This window comes from Paraburkholderia saeva (assembly GCF_907164555.1).
GTDB lineage: Bacteria > Pseudomonadota > Gammaproteobacteria > Burkholderiales > Burkholderiaceae > Paraburkholderia > Paraburkholderia saeva.
The window spans coordinates 193,576-209,290 of sequence record NZ_CAJQZC010000002.1; the positions used below are offsets into that span (position 1 = coordinate 193,576).

Annotated in this window: 16 protein-coding genes; 8 read left to right on the plus strand and 8 right to left on the minus strand. The window is 62.9% G+C overall.

The genetic code is table 11. The annotated features are described in order from the left end of the window. Positions 1 to 74: 74 nt before the first annotated feature. Positions 75 to 1,001 (minus strand): LysR family transcriptional regulator, encoded by a 927-nt coding sequence (locus tag LPA36_RS05060; RefSeq protein WP_228875051.1) that lies wholly within the window; start codon positions 999 to 1,001, stop codon positions 75 to 77. Positions 1,002 to 1,127: 126 nt separating this feature from the next. Between LPA36_RS05060 and LPA36_RS05065 the strand changes: the two genes are divergently transcribed. Both LPA36_RS05065 and LPA36_RS05070 read left to right on the plus strand, forming a co-directional pair. Next, on the plus strand, positions 1,128 to 1,859 hold the full coding sequence (locus tag LPA36_RS05065; protein WP_228875052.1) for an SDR family oxidoreductase: 732 nt from the start codon (positions 1,128 to 1,130) through the stop codon (positions 1,857 to 1,859). Positions 1,860 to 1,951: 92 nt separating this feature from the next. Continuing rightward, entirely contained in the window at positions 1,952 to 2,845 is an 894-nt protein-coding gene (locus LPA36_RS05070) for an SDR family oxidoreductase (protein ID WP_228875053.1), read from the plus strand. A 140-nt stretch (positions 2,846 to 2,985) separates the two neighbouring features. On the opposite strand, the gene LPA36_RS05075 is transcribed toward LPA36_RS05070, so the two are convergent. After that, positions 2,986 to 4,365: an amino acid permease gene (locus LPA36_RS05075; RefSeq protein WP_228875054.1), complete on the minus strand. Its 1,380-nt coding sequence runs from the start codon at positions 4,363 to 4,365 to the stop codon at positions 2,986 to 2,988. Positions 4,366 to 4,605: 240 nt separating this feature from the next. Between LPA36_RS05075 and LPA36_RS05080 the strand changes: the two genes are divergently transcribed. The 3 genes from LPA36_RS05080 to LPA36_RS05090 all read left to right on the plus strand — a co-directional run bounded on the left by LPA36_RS05080 (position 4,606) and on the right by LPA36_RS05090 (position 6,631). Next, the gene (locus tag LPA36_RS05080; protein WP_228875055.1) at positions 4,606 to 5,418 is read left to right on the plus strand and encodes an alpha/beta fold hydrolase; all 813 of its coding nucleotides are present in this window, start codon (positions 4,606 to 4,608) and stop codon (positions 5,416 to 5,418) included. 152 nt (positions 5,419 to 5,570) lie between these two features. Further along, entirely contained in the window at positions 5,571 to 6,275 is a 705-nt protein-coding gene (locus tag LPA36_RS05085) for a pseudouridine synthase (protein WP_228875056.1), read from the plus strand. 167 nt (positions 6,276 to 6,442) lie between these two features. After that, on the plus strand, positions 6,443 to 6,631 hold the full coding sequence (locus LPA36_RS05090; protein ID WP_228875057.1) for a hypothetical protein: 189 nt from the start codon (positions 6,443 to 6,445) through the stop codon (positions 6,629 to 6,631). 31 nt (positions 6,632 to 6,662) lie between these two features. On the opposite strand, the gene LPA36_RS05095 is transcribed toward LPA36_RS05090, so the two are convergent. Continuing rightward, positions 6,663 to 7,679: an NAD-dependent epimerase/dehydratase family protein gene (locus LPA36_RS05095; protein WP_228875058.1), complete on the minus strand. Its 1,017-nt coding sequence runs from the start codon at positions 7,677 to 7,679 to the stop codon at positions 6,663 to 6,665. A gap of 67 nt (positions 7,680 to 7,746) precedes the next feature. On the opposite strand from LPA36_RS05095, the gene LPA36_RS05100 reads away from it, so the two are divergent. Further along, entirely contained in the window at positions 7,747 to 8,778 is a 1,032-nt protein-coding gene (locus LPA36_RS05100) for a CDP-6-deoxy-delta-3,4-glucoseen reductase (RefSeq protein WP_228875059.1), read from the plus strand. Here the strand turns inward: LPA36_RS05100 and LPA36_RS05105 are convergent. Then, positions 8,730 to 9,590: an Abi family protein gene (locus tag LPA36_RS05105; protein WP_228875060.1), complete on the minus strand. Its 861-nt coding sequence runs from the start codon at positions 9,588 to 9,590 to the stop codon at positions 8,730 to 8,732. The genes LPA36_RS05100 and LPA36_RS05105 overlap by 49 nt on opposite strands. 525 nt (positions 9,591 to 10,115) lie before the next feature. Here LPA36_RS05105 and LPA36_RS05110 point away from each other — a divergent pair. Together LPA36_RS05110 and LPA36_RS05115 are read left to right on the plus strand one after the other, a co-directional pair. Beyond that, positions 10,116 to 11,300: an acetylornithine transaminase gene (locus LPA36_RS05110; protein ID WP_228875061.1), complete on the plus strand. Its 1,185-nt coding sequence runs from the start codon at positions 10,116 to 10,118 to the stop codon at positions 11,298 to 11,300. Between the two features lie 20 nt (positions 11,301 to 11,320). Further along, a complete protein-coding gene (locus tag LPA36_RS05115; RefSeq protein WP_228875062.1) occupies positions 11,321 to 11,779 on the plus strand; it encodes a GNAT family acetyltransferase in 459 nt (152 codons plus the stop codon). An 86-nt stretch (positions 11,780 to 11,865) separates the two neighbouring features. On the opposite strand, the gene LPA36_RS05120 is transcribed toward LPA36_RS05115, so the two are convergent. The 4 genes from LPA36_RS05120 to LPA36_RS05135 are packed head-to-tail and all read right to left on the minus strand — an operon-like array spanning position 11,866 to position 15,514. After that, positions 11,866 to 12,582 (minus strand): ABC transporter ATP-binding protein, encoded by a 717-nt coding sequence (locus LPA36_RS05120; RefSeq protein WP_228875063.1) that lies wholly within the window; start codon positions 12,580 to 12,582, stop codon positions 11,866 to 11,868. Then, positions 12,582 to 13,358 carry an ABC transporter ATP-binding protein gene (locus tag LPA36_RS05125; RefSeq protein WP_228875064.1) on the minus strand — a complete coding sequence of 259 codons (777 nt, stop codon included), beginning with the start codon at positions 13,356 to 13,358 and terminating at the stop codon, positions 12,582 to 12,584. Before LPA36_RS05125 ends, LPA36_RS05120 begins: the two co-directional genes overlap by 1 nt. Before the next feature lie 22 nt (positions 13,359 to 13,380). After that, a complete protein-coding gene (locus LPA36_RS05130; RefSeq protein ID WP_228875065.1) occupies positions 13,381 to 14,550 on the minus strand; it encodes an ABC transporter permease subunit in 1,170 nt (389 codons plus the stop codon). A 13-nt stretch (positions 14,551 to 14,563) separates the two neighbouring features. Then, positions 14,564 to 15,514, minus strand: a complete 951-nt coding sequence (locus LPA36_RS05135) for a branched-chain amino acid ABC transporter permease (protein WP_228875066.1) — start codon at positions 15,512 to 15,514, stop codon at positions 14,564 to 14,566. Between the last annotated feature and the right edge of the window lie 201 nt (positions 15,515 to 15,715).

Sequence of the window (15,715 nt, forward strand, 5' to 3'; positions counted from 1 at the left end):
AAACCCGCGCCCATCATGACGATGTCGCGGGTTTTGTTTTCTTGACGCCTGCAAACCCCTCCGGCTGTCGCCGCTCAGCCCACGCGCCCGCCGCCCGCCACGCCCGCGTCCCACCGGCTGAAAAGCCCCGCCAGCCAGTCGACGAACACCCGCACACGCGGCGACAACTGCCGGTGATGCGGATACATCACCGATACGGGCATCGTCGGCAACGGGTAGTCCTTCAGGACTTCGCGCACCGTGCCGTTCGCGATGGCCCGCATCGCGTGATAGCGCGGCACCTGCACGAGCCCCATTCCCGCGACACAGCACGAGAAGTACGCATCCGCGTTCGATACCGAGACACGCCCCGGCACGTCGATCTCGCGCCTCGCGCCGTCAATCACGAATTCGAACGGCCACGCGCGCCCTGTCGCGGCCAGCGTGTAATTCACCGCCCAGTGGTCTTTCAGATCGTCGAGTGTCTGCGGTTCACCGTGACGCTCGAGATACGCGGTGCTCGCGCACGTCACCTGCGCCATTTCGGCGAGCCGGCGCGCCACCATCGTCGAATCCTTCTGCGTGCCGGCGCGCAGCACACAGTCGAACCCCTCACGCACCATGTCGACGGTGCGATCGCCAAAGCCGATGTCCAGATCCAGCTCCGGATACCGTTCGCAGAATGCGGCCAGTTCGGGCAGCACGATTTCATGCGCGAGCGTAGCCTGCATGTCCACCCGCAGCTTGCCTTTCGGCTTTACCGAAGCCTCCGTGAATACCGACTCCGTTTCCTCCAGATCGGCCAGCAGCCGCACGCAGCGCCGGTAGTAGGCGTCGCCGTCGAGCGTCGCGCTGACGCTGCGCGTCGTGCGCTGGAGCAGACGCACGCCGAGTCGCGCTTCCAGCTGCTTGATCGTGTGCGTCACGGTGGCGCGCGGCAGGCCCAGCGCGTCGGCCGCGCCCGTGAAGCTGCCCAGCTCGACGATCCGCGTGAACACCTGCATCGAACGAAAACGGTCCATACGATTGTTGATCCAGATTGCATAGTTATGGCAATCCTACCGTATTTATTCAACTGGAAAGAGGGAACAGAATGCGTTCACGGCATCACTGAACCACCCTTTCGAACCTCTTCAAGGAGCAGCACCATGAGCAAAATCGCACTCGTTACCGGCGCATCCCGCGGCATCGGCGCCAGCATCGCGAAACGTCTGGCCCGCGACGGCATGACCGTCGTCGTGAACTACTCGAATCGCGTCGAGGAAGCCGACGCGGTCGTCGCTGAAATCGCCGCTGTCGGCGGCAAGGCGCTCGCGATGAAGGCAGATGTGTCGAGCGCGAAGTCGGTGCGCGAGATGTTCGACGCGATCGAAGCGCAACTCGGCAAGATCGACGTGCTCGTGAACAACGCCGGCATCATGCCCGCGGTGAAGCCGCTCGCCGAACACGACGACGACACATTCGACCGCGTTTTCGCGATCAACCTGAAGGGCAGCTTCAACACGATGCGCGAAGCCGCAACACGCCTGAACGATGGCGGGCGGATCGTCAACTTTTCGACCAGCGTGATCGGTCTTGGCTTTCCGGGCTACGCGGTCTACGGCGCGACGAAGGCAGCGATCGAAACAATGACGAACATCCTCGCGAAGGAAATGCGCGGCCGCAACATCACGGTCAACGCCGTCGCGCCGGGACCGACGGCCACCGACCTGTTCCTCACGGGCAAGTCGCCGGAAACCATCGACAAGCTCGCGAAGGCCGCACCGCTCGAACGCCTCGGCACGCCGGACGATATCGCGGCCGCCGTCGCCTTCCTCGCGGGCCCGGATGGCGCCTGGATCAACGGCCAGACGCTGCGCGCCAATGGCGGAATCGTTTGACGCGAACGTGCGCGAGCCGCGGGCGGATCGAAGGACCCGCGGTTCAACGCCGCGCCCAACCCCTACGCAGCCAAAGGAACAGGAGCAGAAACGTGAAACAGATCATTCTCGTCACCGGCGCGTCGACCGGCATCGGCAACCTCACCGTTCGCGCGCTCGCCGCGCACGGTCACACGGTGTACGCCAGCATGCGCGACATCACTGGCCGCAACGCCAGCCGCGTGCGCGAATTGCGCGATTACGCATTCGCCGGCGGCTTCGATATCCGCGCTTTGGAACTCGATGTGCTGTCGCAGGAATCGGCCGATAGCGCGATTGCTGACATCATGCAGGCCAGCGGCCGGCTCGACGTGATCGTGCATAACGCCGGCCATCTCGTGATCGGCCCGACCGAGGCGTTCTCGCCGGAAGAGATCGTCCGTGTGTTCGATACCAACGTGCTTGGCGCGCAACGTGTCAACCGTGCCGCCCTGCCGCATCTTCGGGCACAGCAGTCGGGTTTGCTGGTGTGGGTAAGCAGTACGACGACGCGCGGCGGCTACCCGCCGTTCATGGGCCCGTACGCCGCCGCGAAGGCCGCGATGGATTCATTCGCCGTGACAATGTCGTATGAACTCGCGCGCTTCGGCGTGGAGACATCGATCGTCGTACCCGGCGCATTCACGAGTGGCACGGCGCACTTCCCGAACGCCGGCAAACCGGCCGATGCGGCGACCGCCGCGCAATACGCGCGCTACGACGGCCTGCTCGACCAGGTGGGCGTACGGCTCGCGGCGTTGTCGCCTGCAGATGCGGACCCCGTTGCGGTCGCCGACGAAATTGCCCGCGTCGTCGATCTGCCGGCGGGCACACGCCCCGCACGCACCGTGATCGACTTTATCGACGACGGCGCCGCCGATGTCATCGCGCTCGGTGAAACAAAGCGCATCGAGTTCGCGGGCCGCATCGGCATCGCGGATCTGCTGACGCCGAACGTGCGGGCGTGAGTTTCATTGTTGCCGAAGGCGACGTCACGGCCGAAGCACGCTCGCGCTTTCTCGCCGAAACGGCTTTCAGTCCCCGCGCGGCAATGGCCGCATCGAGTCCGAAAACCGTGACGTCATCGCACGCCTGCACGATGACACGCTCAGGCGTTACGGGTCCGCGCCAGCTTCGCAGCCGAGCGGCGTTTCGCGACGTAACCCCCCCACATCAGGATCAACCACACGGGCACGAGCAGAACGGAGACGGCGAGCCCGGGCGTCATCACGAGAATCACGAGGATCATCGCCATGAACGCAAGGCAGATCCAGTTGCTGAGCGGATACAGCAGCGATTTGAAGACCAGCGTTTCGCCTGCCTGCACCATCGCCTTGCGCGACTTCAGATGCGTGAGACTGATCAGCGACCAGTTGATCACGAGCGCTGCGACGACGAGCGCCATCAACACGCCGAGCGCTTCCGCCGGAATCAGATAATTGATGATCACGCAGGCGAACGTCGCGAGCGCGGAAAGTCCGATCGCCATATACGGCACGCCACGGCGATCGACCTTCAGCAGCGCGCGCGGCGCGTTGCCCTGCTCCGCGAGACCGTACAGCATGCGGCTGTTCGCATACACGCCGCTGTTGTAGACCGAGAGCGCCGCCGTCAGCACGACGATGTTAAGAATGTGTGCCGTCAGGCCCGCGCCGATCTGCGAGAAGATCATCACGAACGGGCTGCCGCCCGACGCGACCTGATTCCACGGATACAGCGAAAGCAGCACCGCCAGCGAGCAGATGTAAAAAATCAGGATCCGGTAGATGACCTGATTCACGGCTTTGGGAATGCTTTTTTGCGGGTTATCGGCCTCGGCGGCAGTGATGCCGATCAGCTCCAGCCCGCCGAACGAAAACATGATGACCGCGAGCATCATGAAGAGCCCACGAACGCCATGCGGGAAGAAACCGCCTTCGCGCCACAGGTTCGTGACCGACGCCTGCGGTCCGCCATGCCCACTCACGAGCAACCAGCCGCCAAACAGGATCATGCCGATCACCGCGACGACCTTGATGATCGCAAACCAGAACTCGGTCTCGCCATACGCCTTCACGTTCGCCAGATTGATGGCATTGATGACGACAAAACACACGAGCGCCGACACCCACGTCGGCACGCCGGGCCACCAGTAATGCACATACGTTCCGACCGCCGTCAACTCAGCCATGCTCACGAGCACGTACAGCACCCAGTAATTCCAGCCTGACAGGAAGCCCGGGAAGTCGCCCCAGTACTTGTAGGCGAAGTGGCTGAACGATCCCGCGACGGGTTCCTGCGCGACCATTTCGCCCAGTTGGCGCATGATGAAAAACGCGATGATGCCGCCGATCGCGTAACCGAGAATCATCGACGGACCCGCCGCCTGCAATACGCTCGCCGAGCCGAGAAAAAGGCCGGTGCCAATCGCGCCGCCCAGCGCGATCAGCTGGATATGACGATTCTTCAGCCCGCGTTTCAGGCCGTCGTGATGTTGTGGACTATTCAAGGTGTTGCGCCTTCCTGTCAGAAAACCGGATGCCGGGCGGCGTCGCCATGCATTGCGGCAGATTCTCTGTGCGTGCCCGGCCAAGCCCTCGATTCTAACGCGGCCGCGTCCTGCGCCTTGCGGGCGGCGATAGCCAGCGCGCGTCGTTCGCCGCGATTTCCGCGTGTGCCGGAAGACGCCCCTTGCGTCCGTCTGAACTGTTCGCTAAGGTCGTCATTCCGGTTCAGCGTGAGGGATGCCATGTCGCCGAAACACCTGATTCGCCTTGTCGTGTTGTCCGCGTTCTGTGTCTGCACGGGCGTCGGCGCGCAGACCGAAGCGCCAGCCGGCGCCTCCGCTGCGCCTTCCGCGGTCGCTTCCGGTCCGGTGCGCAACGTCGTGCTGGTGCATGGCGCGTTCGTCGACGGTTCGAGCTGGAACCGCGTCATCGATCTGCTGCAACGACGGGGTTATCACGTCTCGGCAGTGCAGAATCCGCTGAGTTCGCTCGCCGACGACGTCGCCGCCACAAAGCGCGTACTCGCACGGCAGAACGGCCCGACGATTCTTGTCGGCCATTCGTGGGGCGGCACCGTCATCACCGAAGCGGGTGCCGACGCGCCGAACGTCGTCGGCCTCGTCTACATCACGGCGATTGCGCCGGACGTGGGCGAATCGACGATGGACATGTTCAGGCATGGCCCCGCTGCACCCGCCGGCGAAAGCATCAAGCCCGACGACACGGGCTTTCTGTGGTTCGATCCAGCGAAATACCACGCGGACTTCGCCGCCGACGTCCCCGAAACCCAGACGCGCATCCTCGCTGCCGCCGAGCAGCCCATCTCCGGCAAGGCGTTTGGCGAAGCCGTGACACAAGCGGCGTGGAAGACAAAACCGTCCTGGTACATGGTGACGACGAAGGATCGCGCCGTGGCGCCCGAGGTGCAGCAATGGATGGCAAAACGCATGGGCGCGACGATGGTCCCGGTGGCGTCGAGCCATCTCGCGCCGGTGTCGCATCCCGCTGAAGTCGCCGCGCTGATCGAGCGGGCCGCGAAGGCACAGAGCAAGTAGCGCGAGCGGCGAAACCGGGGCGCCGGGCTGCCGGGTAAAATGCACGCGATGCGACGGGCTGCGGCCCGTCGCGGGATGCACGCGGATTCGTCCGCAGCCCTTCACCGCGTGCGACACCGCCGCCTTCTGCCTTTGCGCCTTTCTGCTCGTCCATGAATCTCGAACGCGTGTTGTTTTCCCAGGGTTTCGGCTCACGACGCCAGTGCCGCGCGCTCGTCACGGGCGGGCACGTCTCGATCGATGGTGTGGTCTGCGCCAATGCCGATGCCGACTTCCCCACCCACACGCTGACGTTCGTCGTCGATGAAATCGCGTGGCGTTATCACGAGCACGCGTACATCCTGCTGAACAAGCCCGCGGGTTACGAGTGCTCGCGCGATCCGCAACATCACTTGAGCGTGTTCAACCTGCTGCCGCCGCAGTTCGCGACGCGTGGCGTGCAATGCGTCGGACGCCTCGATCAGGACACGACAGGCCTGCTGCTCCTCTCCGACGACGGGCAGTTCGTCCACGCGTTCACGTCGCCGAAACGCAAGGTGCCGAAGGTCTATCTCGCCACCACGCGTCACCCGCTCGACGATGCGCAGCTCGACGCATTGCGCGCCGGCGTGCTCCTGCATGGCGAGCCGGCACCGATCGCTGCGGTCGCAGCCCGCGCACGCGACACGCATGCGCTCGAACTCACTGTGCTGGAAGGCAAGTATCACCAGGTGAAGCGGATGGTCGCGGCGGCAGGGAACCGCGTCGAGGCGCTGCACCGGGAGCGCATTGGCGGCCTCGAATTGCCCGCGAACCTCGCTGAAGGCGAATGGCAATGGCTCGACGAAGCCGGTCTCGCGGCGCTGCGGGCGGGGTAAACACCGAAAATCGCGGCGCACATCCCGTGGTCGCGGGGCGCATGCGTTAGCCATCTCACACTGCCGCACAAAAAGGGGCCCGTTGCGCTGCGCCGCAGCATGCCCTTCCTTACATCTCGCCCTATACTCAATTAAACAATGATTAAAAAGTAAGCAAGGAGGACGCCATGATCATCAACGATGGTTATGAAATTTCAACTTTGACGATCGCGCTCGTGTGTGTCGGGATCGTCCTCGTTGTCGGTGCGCTCACGATGATGCGTCTGCGGCACCGCTATCCTCCGAGCCTCATCGGTGCGCTGGTCGGCGCACTTCTGTGCTTCGTGCTGCTCGAGGCGCTCCCTTCGATCACGTGAGTCTGGATCGCATCACGCGTGTGATGAACGACTACTTGTCCGCGTCTGCCTGCAGGAAATCCTGCACCGTCGGATAACGAAGGCGCATGCGCAGTTCCCGCTTCATCCTCGTATTCAGGAGCCGGCGCGATTCGCGCATGAACGACAACAGCATCGGCTCGATCTGGGTCTCCGCCTCTTCGCGCGTGACGCGCGGAGGACGCGGCAGACCATACGCATCGGCAACCGCATCGAACCAGGCCGCCATTTTCAGCGTCGAATCGTCCGAGGCGTGAACGACACGTCCCGGCTTGCCATGCGTCGACATCCGCACGAGGATCGCCGCCAGATCGTCCGCGTGGATATGACTGGTGTACACATCGTCGGCCTCGGTCAGCGCGGGCGTGCCCTTTGCAAGGCGCGCAAGCGGCAGGCGGTTACCGGCGTAGATACCCGGAATCCGTGCGACGGTGGCCGCGACCGTCCCGCGCGCCGTGGCCCGGCGCAACTGCTGCTCCGCCGAGACCCGGCGCTTCGCGCGCTCGTTGGCCGGCTGTACACAACGCGTTTCGTCGATCAGCGCGCCGCCGCAGTCGCCATACACGCCCGTCGTACTCGCGTAGACGAGGCGCAGCGGCGCGGCTGACCGCGCGAGCCAGACACCCCGGTCAGGTACAATATTGGCTGTTTCGCGATCCATCCATGCGGGGCGCGAACGCCGCATCCGCGCGACCGGCGTAACCGCGGCGCGCGCCGGCTGCATGCGGCGCGAAGTGAGCGCGGCGACGAGCGCACGTGTACGGCGATCGTCGTCGCCGGTCTTCTGCGGTGGCGCCAGATGCAGCACCACAGGCGCAAGGCCCGCCAGACGCCTCAGGCTGCTGCGCACGTCCAGGTCGCCGACGAGTGGCGACGTACCTGCCGCGCGCAATTCAGCGCGGCGCGCTTCATGGCTCGTCAGGGCAAAGATGTGGGCACGCGGATGCAGAAGCTCGACGCAGCGCATGCCGACATCGCCGCAACCGACGATCAGCACGCGCGGCCGGCGCAGATTTCGTGTCGCTTTCATGGTGGACGCATTGTAGCCGTCAAGCGCGGCAGGCACCGATTCCCGACTTTTCGTTTTCGATCGATATATGGCATTTAACGTAACGCTCCGGCAAAGCGGCCGGCAGTTTCAGGTAGAACCCGATGAACCCGTGCTGATCGCGGCCCTGCGCCAGGGCGTGGGTCTGCCGTATGGCTGCAAGAACGGCGCGTGTGGCTCGTGCAAGGGCACGGTCCTCGCCGGCGAAGTCGAACAGCGGCCCCATTCGTCGTCGGCTCTGTCGAACGATGAAAAAACGCGCGGCATGGCGCTGCTCTGCTGCGCAACGGCGTGCTCCGATCTCGAAGTCGATATCCGCGAAGTGGCGGGCGTCGGCGACGTGCAGGTCAAGAAGCTGCCGTGCCGCGTCAACGCGGTCGAGCGCAAGGCCGACGACGTGGTCGTGCTGAAGCTTCAGCTGCCGGCCAACGAACGCCTGCAGTATCTCGCTGGCCAGTACCTCGAATTCATTCTGAAAGACGGCAAGCGCCGCAGCTATTCGATGGCGAGCGCGCCGCATGCCGAAGGCCCGATCGAGCTGCATATCCGTCACATGCCCGGTGGCGTGTTCACGGATCACGTGTTCAACACGTTGAAGGAGCGCGACATCCTGCGCTTCGAAGCGCCGCTCGGCACGTTCTTCCTGCGCGAAGATTCCGACAAGCCGATCGTATTGCTGGCATCGGGCACGGGCTTCGCGCCGTTGAAGGCCATTGTCGAGCACGCAATCTTCAAGAACATCGAACGGCCGATGACGCTCTACTGGGGCGCGCGTCGCAAGAAGGATCTGTACCTGCTGGAACTCGCCGAGCAATGGGCGCAAGACGTGCCGAACTTCAAGTTCGTGCCGGTGCTTTCCGAGCCCGACGCCGACGATGCGTGGACGGGCCGCACGGGCTTCGTGCACCGCGCGGTGATCGAGGATCTGCCGGACCTGTCGGGTTATCAGGTGTACGCATGTGGGGCGCCGGTGATGGTCGAATCGGCGCAGCGCGATTTCACCGCGCATCACAAGCTGCCGGAAGACGAGTTCTATGCGGATTCGTTCACCAGCGCGGCGGATCTGGCCAATCCGGTTTGAGTCCCGCCTGACGAACGAAGCGCGTCGATACGGCCACGCAATGCTGCCGCCTGATCACCCAGCACGCTTCGTTCCTTCTCCAGCATCTTGCCAAGCGGCGTACGTCCGTCGCTTCGAGCAGTGCCGAGTTGTGCCGCGATAAAATCAATCGCGCCGAGCGCATCGTCAAGCCTGTTTCCGTAGACAGGCTCATGGTGCGCGATACGGTTACGCGTTTGATAAATGCTTTCGAGGTTTGACGCGACCGCCGCGCGTGTCACCTCCTTCCCTGGGAACAGACGTTTTAACGCTGGTTTCCACAGTGTGTGATCGTAATCCGGTGAAAAAAGACGCTTCCAGAAGTACAGGGTAAGTTGCGCGATTACCTGTCCGGCCGGAACACGGATCGCCTTCTGCCGGGCGTTGCTACGATGCTCGTGACTGATGCCCGCGGGCGCACCGCGCCGGAAGGCGACTTCGTCAAGCTGGCGCTTCTGCGACGCGTCCAGCTTTGCGTAATGCGCACGCTGCGCGGCACGTATGGCCATCTCAATTCTTCCGCGCTCCTCGTCGCGCCATGCGAAAACGGTCGGAGGTTTCAGGAGCCAGTTTTCGGTCTGAAAATACAAGGCGAGTCGATCACACACCGCGTTGCGCAGTGCGATTTCCAGTACCGCCGTGACGCTCATTAAACTCCCGCCCAGTCGCAACGTCTGCTGATGAAGCGCAATGGCCGCGCGTGTCGACCCGGTCAATGCAAGGAACCTGTGCAGGCGGTCGCCTGAAAGCAACAGCGCGATTGTTTCGAGTTCTTTGTCGTCGAGATGATCCATTGACCGTAACTTCCCCTTCTTTTAGAATCAGCAGCGAAAAGTCGGGATCAGCGTCGGCAGCTATCTTCGGATGGGCGGACCCCCGGCTTCCTGCACAAAGGGGCGCTCAATCGAGCGCCCCTTTCCTTTTGCGACTCACGTTTCCAGATTTCACGCGACGTTTTTGCATGGGAACCCAGTCTATTCGCGCGCGCGTCACTGGACGCATCACAAACCGTGCTGCAATCAAAAATGACAAATCCAGGCCTGCCCATCCTCGGACTCATCCAGCAAAAAATCTCGCTGCCTCAAAATTCCCGGTTTACACCGCCCTCTCCGTTGTCGTATTCTTTCGCGCATGAACCGCATCCAGTCCGAACTTCGACGTCGCCGCTCGTCGCTCCCTTAGGGGCGCCGCTGGCTTCGTCACGGATTCGCGCCTCAACAGGGTGCACGCTGTTCGAATCATGAAAGCCACGGACCTCCGTGGCTTTTTGTTTTTCCGGTCCCTTCTTTAACCCCCTGCTTCGGATGGAGCCCGCCGTCATGAAATTCACTGAGTATCCGATCGAGTCGCTGATGTACATCACCAACCGGCCCGAAATCGTTTTCACGCACGGCAAGGGTTCGTGGATCTACGACAACGAAGGCAAGCGTTACCTCGACTTCATCCAGGGCTGGGCGGTCAACAGTCTCGGTCACTGCAACGAGGGCATGATCGAGGCGCTCGAAAAGCAGGCGCGCACGCTGATCAATCCGTCGCCGGCGTTCTATAACGAGCCGATGGCGAAGCTCGCGGGTCTGCTCACGCAACACAGCTGCTTCGACAAGGTCTTCTTCGCGAACAGCGGCGCCGAAGCGAACGAAGGCGCGATCAAGCTCGCGCGCAAATGGGGCAGGAAACACAAGGACGGCGCCTACGAAATCATCACGTTCGATCACAGCTTCCACGGCCGCACGCTCGCGACGATGTCCGCGAGCGGCAAGCCCGGCTGGGACACGATCTACGCGCCGCAGGTGCCGGGTTTCCCGAAGGCCGATCTGAACGACATTGCTTCGGTCGAAAAGCTGATCACGAAAAAGACCGTCGCCGTGATGCTCGAGCCGATCCAGGGCGAAGGCGGCGTGATTCCGGCCACGCGCGAATTCATGCAGCAACTGCGTGCGCTCACAAAACAGCACAACCTGCTTCTGATCGTCGACGAAGTGCAAAGCGGCTGCGGCCGCGCCGGGACGCTCTTCGCCTATGAACTCGCAGGCATCGAGCCGGACGTGATGACGCTCGGCAAAGGCATCGGCGGCGGCGTACCGCTCGCTGCGCTGCTCGCAAAAGCCGAAGTCCAGGTGTTCGAAGCAGGCGATCAGGGCGGCACGTACAACGGCAATCCGCTGATGACGGCTGTCGGCTATTCGGTGATCTCGCAGCTGACCGCGCCGGGTTTTCTCGAAGGCGTCCGGGCACGCGGTGAATATCTGCGCGCGCAACTGCTGGCGCTGTCGGAAGAGCGCGGCTTTCTCGGCGAACGCGGCGAGGGACTGCTGCGCGCGCTGCTGCTCGGCAAGGACATCGGCAACCAGATCGTCGAGAAGGCGCGTCTGATGCAACCCGACGGCCTGCTGCTGAACGCCGCGCGCCCGAACCTGCTGCGCTTCATGCCGGCGCTCAACGTCACGAACGAAGAGATCGACCAGATGATGTCGATGCTGCGTTCGATTCTCGATTCGCTGTAAGCGCCGACACGCGCCGTTACATGACATCGCACGCCACGCCGTCGATCCGCTGCTTCGATGCGGCCGATACCGATGCCGTCGTCGCGCTGTGGCAGGATGCGTTCCCGGAGTATCGGGACGTCACCCGGCCGCAGCGCAATCCGCGTCTGTCGATCGCGAACAAGCTCGCGACGCAGCCTGAACTGTTCTTCGTCGCGGAAGCTGACGACGGGATCGTCGGCACGATCATGGCCGGATACGACGGGCATCGCGGATGGCTGTACTCGCTTGCCGTCGATACGTCGCTGCGACGGCGCGGCATCGGCACGCAACTCGTCGCGCATGCGGAGCGCGCGTTGACTGCGCTTGGCTGTCCGAAGGTGAACCTGCAGGTGCTGTCAGCGAAAGCCGACGTGCGCGGCTTCTATGAAGCGCTGGGTTATCGCATGGACGAGGTAGTCAGTCTCGGCAAGCGTCTGGGCGAAACCGCGCAGGCATAGGCAGGCCAGGCAATCGCCCAACAAAAAAGCCGCATGCGCTCTCACGCATGCGGCTTTTTCATACCGCGCCAGATGACGCGGCCAGCTTACTCGCCGAGATACGCTGCACGCACCTTCGGATCATCCAGCATCTGCTTCGCGTCGCCCGACATCGTGACAAGACCTGAGTCCATCACATAGCCGCGATTCGCAGCCTGCAACGCGAGACGCGCGTTCTGCTCGACCAGCATCACCGTGATGCCTTCCTTCGAGATTTCGCGCACCACTTCGAAGATCTTCTCGACCATGATCGGCGACAGACCCATCGACGGTTCGTCGAGCAACAGCAGCTTCGGCTTGCTGATGATCGCGCGCGCCATCGCCAGCATCTGCTGCTCGCCGCCCGAGAGCGTGCCCGCATACTGCGTCGCACGTTCCTTCAGGCGCGGGAAGAAGCCGAACATACGTTCGACGTCCTTCGCGATGCCGTCCTTGTCGTTGCGCAGATACGCGCCCATCTGCATGTTTTCGATGATCGACATGCGCGCGAAAATGCCCCGGCCTTCCGGCACCATCGCGAGGCCGCGCTTAAGCAGCTCATGCGCCGGCAAGCCCTTGATCGACTGCCCCATGTACTCGATGTCGCCGGCCGAATACGCTTTCAGGCCGGTGATCGCCTTCATCGTCGTCGTCTTGCCCGCGCCGTTCGCGCCGATCAGCGTGACCAGCTCGCCCTGCGCGACTTCGAGATCGATGCCCTTGACTGCCTGAATGCCGCCGTAATTGACCTGAAGGCCCTTGATTTTCAACATTGCCGTAGCCATCAGTGGACCCCCGCACCGAGATAAGCCTCGATCACCTTCGGGTCTTTCTGCACGTCCTGCGGCAGACCCTCAGCAATCACCTTGCCGTAATCGAGCACTGTCATGCGATTGCACAGGCCCATCACCAGCTTCACATCGTGTTCGATCAGGAGGATCGTCTTGCCGTCCGCGCGGATCTTGTCGAGCAGCTTCGTCAGCTCGACCTTTTCCGTTGCATTCATGCCGGCCGCCGGCTCGTCGAGCGCGAGCAACTTTGGATCGGTCGCGAGCGCGCGGGCGATTTCCAGACGTCGCTGGTGACCGTACGACAGATTGCGCGACGTGTAGTCCGCGTACTGCAGCACGCCCACGTACTCCAGCAGTTCCAGCGCACGTTCCTTGATCTCGCGCTCTTCCTTGCGCTCCGCGGGCGTTTGCAGCACCGCGCCGATCAGGCCGTGCTTCGTGCGCACGTGGCGCCCGACCATCACGTTTTCCAGCGCGGTCATGCCGCCGAACAGACGAATGTTCTGGAACGTACGTGCAATGCCCGCCTTCGCAACCTGATACACCGCGGTCGGCGTGTAGTTCGTGCCGTCGAGCTTGAAGTCGCCCGAATCCGGCGTGTACAGGCCCGTGATCACGTTGAAGAACGTTGTCTTGCCGGCGCCGTTCGGGCCGATCAGGCCATAGATCGTGCCTTCCTCGATCTGCAGACCGACGTCCGAGAGGGCCTGCAGGCCGCCAAAGCGCTTGTTCACGCCCTTGACGGACAAACGGATTTTTTTATCGCTCATGTTGGGTTTCTCCGTTGGTCCGTTACGCGCGCACCGGCTTCTTGCCGTTACGCTTTGCCAGTTTCGCAATCTTGTCCTCGTGCTTCGGCGACGGCCACAAGCCTTCCGAGCGGTACAGCATGATGAGCACCATCGCGAGACCGTACAGCAGCTGACGGATCACTTCCGTGTCGACGATTTCGTGACCGAAGATCCAGTTCTGCAGCGGACCCATCGTCGAGCGCAGGAATTCCGGGAACACGGCGAGAAGCACCGCGCCGAGAATCACGCCCGGGATGTGGCCCATGCCGCCCAGCACCACGCACGCCAGCACGACCACCGATTCCCAGAACGTGAACGATTCCGGCGAAACGAAGCCCTGGAACGAACCGAACATCGCGCCCGACAGGCCGCCGAACGACGCGCCCATCGCGAAAGCCAGCAGCTTTACGTTGCGGGTGTTGATGCCCATTGCCTTGGCGGCGATTTCGTCTTCACGGATTGCGGCCCACGCGCGGCCGATACGCGAATGCTGCAGGCGCGTACACACCCAGATCACGAGCAGCGAACACAGCACGAACAGGTAGTAGTACATGTACACGCTTGGAAACGAGAACCCGAAGAACGTGTGCGTCTGCGCCAGACTGAAGCCGCCTACCGACACCGGATCGATCCCCGTGATCCCCTTCGGGCCGTTCGTGATGTTCACCGGACGGTCGAGGTTGTTCATGAAGATCCGCACGATTTCCCCGAAGCCCAACGTCACGATGGCGAGGTAATCGCCCCGCAGACGCAGCGTCGGTGCACCGAGCAGAATCCCGAAGATCGCGGCGAGCGCCATCGCGAGCGGCACGATGATCCAGATCGGCGTATGCAGGCCGTTCGGGAACAGATGCGCGATCCACTCGAACTGCGAGGTCAGGTGCGGCGAACTCAAGAGCGCCGCGACGTAGGCGCCGATCGCGTAGAACGCGATGTAGCCCAGGTCAAGCAGGCCGGCGAAGCCGACCACCACGTTAAGGCCCAGCGCGAGCATCACGTACAGCATCGCGAAGTCGAGCACGCGAACCCAGTAGTTGCCGCCGGCCGCGCCGATGATCATCGGTGCCGCGATCACGAAGATCGCGGTGATGATGCCGACGGTCAGCGTCTTCGTCAGGTTCTTCTCGGGGATGAGCGTCGTCGACGGCTCGATCGGTTGAATTGAGGTCATGTTCTTCTACTCCTTATGCTCGATCCGCGACACGTTCGCCCAGCAGGCCCGACGGACGGAACACCAGCACGATGATCAGCACGATGAATGCGAACACGTCCTGGTAGTTACTGCCGAATACACCACCGGTCAGGTTGCCGATATAGCCCGCGCCGAGCTGTTCGATCAGCCCGAGCAGCACGCCACCGACCATCGCGCCGCCGAGGTTCCCGATACCGCCCAGCACCGCCGCGGTAAAGGCCTTCAGGCCGGGGATGAAGCCCATGTAGAAGTGCGCGTTGCCATATTCGGACGCGATCATCACGCCGGCCAGCGCAGCCAGTGCCGAACCGATCATGAACGTCGCCGAAATCACGAAGTTCGGGTTCACGCCCATCAGGCTTGCGACGCCCGGGTTTTCAGCGATCGAGCGCATGGCGCGGCCAAGCTTCGTCTTGTGCACGAGCAACAGCAGGCCGCCCATCACGAGGAACGCGACGACGATGATCACGATTTCAGTCACCGAAATCACGGCGCCAGGCGTCGTATCGGTGGCCTTGATCACGTTGATCGGGTCGGTCGGCAGCAGTTGCGGGAACGGCAGCGGGTTACGCGACCAGATCATCATGGCCAGCGTCTGCAGCAGGATCGACACGCCGATCGCGGTGATCAGCGGTGCGAGGCGCGGTGCGCGGCGCAACGGCCGGTAAGCGACCCGCTCGATCGTGTAGCCGACGACCGCGCACACGACGGCGGCAATGATCAGCGCGATACAAAGCGTGGCCACGTTGCCGAGGCCGGGGAAGTGGTTCTGCAGCACGCCAATGGCTGAGAGCGCAACCATCGCGCCCACCATCAACACATCGCCGTGCGCGAAGTTGATGATGCCCAGAATGCCGTAAACCATCGTATAGCCCAGTGCGATGATGGCGTAGACGCTGCCAAGCACCAGTCCGTTGAGGATCTGCTGGATGAAGATATCCATTTAATGCTCCTTAGCCCGTGCGACTGGATTCGCGCTCGTCATCCGGCGGGTAGCCGGGATGAATCACGGAATCGCAACGGCACTGCGGGTACTGATAAAAGACCGGTAAGGGTTATCCGCTCCGGATTCGCGTGGCTGCTGTGTTGCAGCAGCCGGCTTGTCCGATGCGGATGCAAAAACGGCACCGTCAGGTGGTTCGGT

Coding starts and splice junctions, on each gene's coding strand:
- LPA36_RS05060 (WP_228875051.1), bottom strand. CDS start 1,001: ATGGACCGTTTTCGTTCGATGCAGGTGTTCACGCGGATCGTCGAGCTG.
- LPA36_RS05065 (WP_228875052.1), top strand. CDS start 1,128: ATGAGCAAAATCGCACTCGTTACCGGCGCATCCCGCGGCATCGGCGCC.
- LPA36_RS05080 (WP_228875055.1), top strand. CDS start 4,606: ATGTCGCCGAAACACCTGATTCGCCTTGTCGTGTTGTCCGCGTTCTGT.
- LPA36_RS05085 (WP_228875056.1), top strand. CDS start 5,571: ATGAATCTCGAACGCGTGTTGTTTTCCCAGGGTTTCGGCTCACGACGC.
- LPA36_RS05090 (WP_228875057.1), top strand. CDS start 6,443: ATGATCATCAACGATGGTTATGAAATTTCAACTTTGACGATCGCGCTC.
- LPA36_RS05095 (WP_228875058.1), bottom strand. CDS start 7,679: ATGAAAGCGACACGAAATCTGCGCCGGCCGCGCGTGCTGATCGTCGGT.
- LPA36_RS05100 (WP_228875059.1), top strand. CDS start 7,747: ATGGCATTTAACGTAACGCTCCGGCAAAGCGGCCGGCAGTTTCAGGTA.
- LPA36_RS05105 (WP_228875060.1), bottom strand. CDS start 9,590: ATGGATCATCTCGACGACAAAGAACTCGAAACAATCGCGCTGTTGCTT.
- LPA36_RS05110 (WP_228875061.1), top strand. CDS start 10,116: ATGAAATTCACTGAGTATCCGATCGAGTCGCTGATGTACATCACCAAC.
- LPA36_RS05115 (WP_228875062.1), top strand. CDS start 11,321: ATGACATCGCACGCCACGCCGTCGATCCGCTGCTTCGATGCGGCCGAT.
- LPA36_RS05120 (WP_228875063.1), bottom strand. CDS start 12,582: ATGGCTACGGCAATGTTGAAAATCAAGGGCCTTCAGGTCAATTACGGC.
- LPA36_RS05125 (WP_228875064.1), bottom strand. CDS start 13,358: ATGAGCGATAAAAAAATCCGTTTGTCCGTCAAGGGCGTGAACAAGCGC.
- LPA36_RS05130 (WP_228875065.1), bottom strand. CDS start 14,550: ATGACCTCAATTCAACCGATCGAGCCGTCGACGACGCTCATCCCCGAG.
- LPA36_RS05135 (WP_228875066.1), bottom strand. CDS start 15,514: ATGGATATCTTCATCCAGCAGATCCTCAACGGACTGGTGCTTGGCAGC.